This is a genomic window from Syntrophothermus sp. (assembly GCF_013314835.1).
GTDB lineage: Bacteria > Bacillota > Syntrophomonadia > Syntrophomonadales > Syntrophothermaceae > Syntrophothermus > Syntrophothermus lipocalidus.
In genome coordinates this window covers 1-3,608 of the sequence record NZ_JABUEX010000123.1, presented here as the reverse complement: position 1 = coordinate 3,608, position 3,608 = coordinate 1, and the positions used below count along the sequence as shown (strand labels likewise).

The 3,608-nt window shown below is 47.8% G+C and carries 3 protein-coding genes and 1 other annotated feature; all 3 genes read right to left on the bottom strand.

Annotated elements, in window-relative coordinates; all coding sequences use genetic code 11:
- Nucleotides 1-105: 105 nt before the first annotated feature.
- Nucleotides 106-981 carry a branched-chain-amino-acid transaminase gene (gene ilvE, locus HPY90_RS15380; protein WP_013176308.1) on the bottom strand — a complete coding sequence of 292 codons (876 nt, stop codon included), beginning with the start codon at nt 979-981 and terminating at the stop codon, nt 106-108.
- A 59-nt stretch (nt 982-1,040) separates the two neighbouring features.
- Nucleotides 1,041-1,291 (bottom strand) — a binding site (T-box leader).
- A 92-nt stretch (nt 1,292-1,383) separates the two neighbouring features.
- Complete coding sequence (locus HPY90_RS15375) at nt 1,384-3,375, bottom strand: hypothetical protein (RefSeq protein ID WP_287195793.1); 1,992 nt, start codon at nt 3,373-3,375, stop codon at nt 1,384-1,386.
- Between the two features lie 38 nt (nt 3,376-3,413).
- Nucleotides 3,414-3,608, bottom strand: a 195-nt coding sequence (locus HPY90_RS15370; protein WP_287195791.1) for a hypothetical protein, incomplete at its 5' end; no start/stop codon positions are given.

The following is a 3,608-nucleotide window of genomic DNA, read 5'->3' as shown; positions in this document are numbered from 1 at the left end:
CTAATCGTGAAACCGCTGGGTGTTATCGGGGTCTGGTCTGGATTTAACGAAATTACCGTTTCCGATAACATGATTGCCTGTATCCTGTTACCCTATGGTTAAGTCTCAATAAATATCGATCCCGTCGACTTTGACCAGTTCGTGGAAATCTTCTAAGAGCTGCAGGAATATCGGTCCGGGCTTGCCGTTTCCGATTACGCGGTCATCGACCTTAGTAACTGGGATAAGCTCGGCGGCTGTGCCAGTCAAGAAGCATTCATCCGCTGTAAACAGGTCATACCTGGGCAGCATCACCTCAGCCACCGGAATGCCTCTCTTCTGTGCCAGCTCTATAACAGCGTTGCGCGTAACCCCTTCTAGGATGCCGGCATAAGGGGGAGGCGTCTTAAGCACCCCGTTCTTTACAATAAAGATATTATCCCCTGTACATTCTGCTACGAAACCTTCTTGATTCAGCAAAACCGCTTCTGGTACCCCCGCTATGTTTGCCTCAATCTTAGCCATTATGTTGTTCAGGTAATTAAGTGATTTTATCCGCGGGTTCACGCCTTCCGGTATATTGCGACGGGTAGGAACGGTTATCACAGTGAGCCCTGTCTGGTAAAGCTCTTCGGGATACAGGGTTATGGACGAAGCTATGTTTACTACAGTCGGTCGGGGGCACTTCCTCGGGTCCAGCCCTAGATCCCCAGCTCCGCGTGATACTACCAATCTGATGTAGGCGTCCGTAAGGTTGTTCCGGCGGCAGGTTTCACATACGACCTCGATCATTTCATCTTTAGTTAGAGGGATTTCGAGGTTGATGGCTTTGGCAGAGTCATACAGTCGATCGATGTGCTCGCGCAGGCGAAAAACCTTACCGTGGTAGGCGCGTATTCCTTCGAATACCCCATCCCCGTAAAGGAACCCGTGGTCGAAAACTGAAACTTTGGCCTCTTCTTCTGGCACAAAACTCCCGTTAAGGTAGATTAACAACCCCATCCCCAACACTCCTTCGACTTCAAGTTACTGAATAAAAACTTAAACCTCTCGTCCCCAGATTCAGGGACGAGAGGTTTAACTCCCGCGGTACCACCCTGATTGCCGCTTGCTGCGGCCACTCACCAGCGCTTCAATGCTACCGGTTTTGATAACGGACTACCAGTCCGGCAATTCCTACTAAGCCATTTAAACCGTTCAGAACTGCAGCTCGAGGGCGATCTCCACATACCATATTAGTACCGGTTTTCAGCTACCCCGGCTCTCTGTCGACTAAGGGACGGCATGTGTTCATCCCTGTCATAGCTTTTTGGGGAATGAAGATTTGCTTACTAGTATAGGTAAAAGCCTATCCCCTGTCAACAAGTTCTACCGATAATATCAAAAAAGATGACACACTCGCGTTTACAGGTACACCCTCTCCAGGTATTCTTTTAGGTTGAGATAGCGTTTTACGCGCTGACGGATGCAGGATTTTCTTCTCTGGTTCATATCCTTAAACATTTCCCACAAACGGCGCTGTCCCTCCTCGCTTTCCCGGGCCTGGGCTGGTGAAAGTCCCCCTAGTTCCTTTGACTTGGAAAAATACCACTTGTCTAAGTAGGCCTTCTTCAAACGAGCTTCCAGGTTGGGATACTGCGCTTTAATCTCCCGGGTCAGAACTTCAAATATCCCCTCTTCTTTGATCTCTAGGCCTTCAAATTGCAGGCAGTCTTGGATCCCATGTTCGAAATATTCACGAACGGCAGAAACTTCTTTATCTCCGTAAGCGGAAACCGTCATCCAGCTATTACCGAACACGTACTCGGCTAGAAAGATCTCGGCGCCAGTATCCGGGCTTTTGCGGTACTGGTAAAACACTTGACAGTTTCCCGGCAAATCATACTGTTGGTTCGCGATGTTCTGTAGTTTGGCCAAAACCCTGTTCCGGTCTCGCACCAGGTACCTCGCACTGACGAATTTCATTCCATCCTCAAAAACCCCATCCTGCTTACCCCCTGCCAGTACGTCATCGAAGCTCAAATACTGTCCGGCCAAATACCGGTAAGCAGTTAAAGTACTGATCTCGTGCCGTGAACTCAAGACTACTTGGTGTTCCCTGGTTACTAATTGATGCAGAGCTTCCAATGTGCGCAGGTCCTTGCCCATCACGACCATCTCATCACCCTTGATAACAAGGTCAGCCCAAACTCCTGGAAGAAGGAACCCTCCACAAGAATACTCGTCCTCATGGTGAGCGATCCTCAAATGAATTCCCCCCGCGATTTCCCCGGCTTCCTCAATATTATCTAGCACCTCGAGGGTAGACAGTAGTTCATCGACATCTAAAACCTCGTACACGTAACAATGTATCTTGAAAAACGAAGGTGCGTGATCACCGGATGTACTTGCTATCTCAAATAGTTGATGACAAACATCGGAAACGAACCATTTCCCCCTAAACTTTTTCAGATAAAACGATAACTCCCTGTACCCTACCTCTTCGTCTCCCAAAGTGATACAACGGGCCTTGACTACAGCGTATCTGCCACTGGTCTTCACACCGGCCGCGTGTCCCTCCACCAAGGTTTGCCCGAGGTTTAAAACTGATTCTACCTGCCCGGCGAAATCCGGCCTAAGGAGCTTTTCCTCATCGAAAAGCGCCTTAACATAAGCATGGTCTTGGCGACGCAAAGCGATGAAGAAACTGTTGACTAACTGTTGGGGAGACAGCAGCTCCGACAGCTTGTCAAAAAGTTCGCGCACTTCAGCTTCAGTCAAATCAGAAGACATATCTAAGTATTTGTGAAAGAGAAATCGGCCGGGACCAGGTCTGGTCATATGCCTGAGGTTAAAATGATATGACTGTTGAATCAGGAAGGCAGCTTCTTTTAAAGAGATATCTACCACATTAGTCAATTTTCTCCTGTCGTTTTCGAAATCGCTTGCGGCAACATCTGATAAGGCGAAGATGCTGTGTATGCCTTCGGGTCCAAAAGTCAAGAAAAAACATTCTACGTCCAAAGAACCGTGCGGAGTTTCCCAAGCAATGTCAACCGTAACCTGTCCTAGATGGCGGGTCTTGGTGGCATAAGCTCGGTAAAATCGCCCTCGAAAAAAGGCAGGGCAAGTCACAGGTACCCCTGCCATCCGAAGTTTGCCCAAAGCTCTGCTTATAGGTCTTTCCAGCTCAGCTCCATACTCCTGTTGCAATAGATGAAAAAAAACCGCTAGTTCCTTTTCGTGAAAACCGGATAGGCTCTCTATGACTAGTGAACGGAAATCACGCGGTATCTCTTCCATCATCTCCAAAGCGAAAAGCCTGCCTTCATTACTGTCCATCAGGTGTTTGATGTCACCAGCCAAGCTTTTCAGTAAAGACCGGGGTATGAGCTTGTTGTTGCTCCTACTTTTCATCTGACTTCTTCAGTCCCTTTTTTTATTTGAAGAGAAACTTATCCTAGAATAAATTTAGCACTTGATGAACGGCGTGGCAAATATGCAGATAATACCGTTTCTAGTTCTTGTTTTTGATAACGTAAAAGTTGACCACCAGAGCAGAAAATGACCACGAAAAAGTTGACCACCCCAACCGACCTTTCCTGTAAGCTATGAAGAGCAAAACAAACATAGCTGCAGGAGGAAAGGGA

Coding starts and splice junctions, on each gene's coding strand:
- HPY90_RS15375 (WP_287195793.1), bottom strand. CDS start 3,375: ATGAAAAGTAGGAGCAACAACAAGCTCATACCCCGGTCTTTACTGAAA.
- ilvE (WP_013176308.1), bottom strand. CDS start 981: ATGGGGTTGTTAATCTACCTTAACGGGAGTTTTGTGCCAGAAGAAGAG.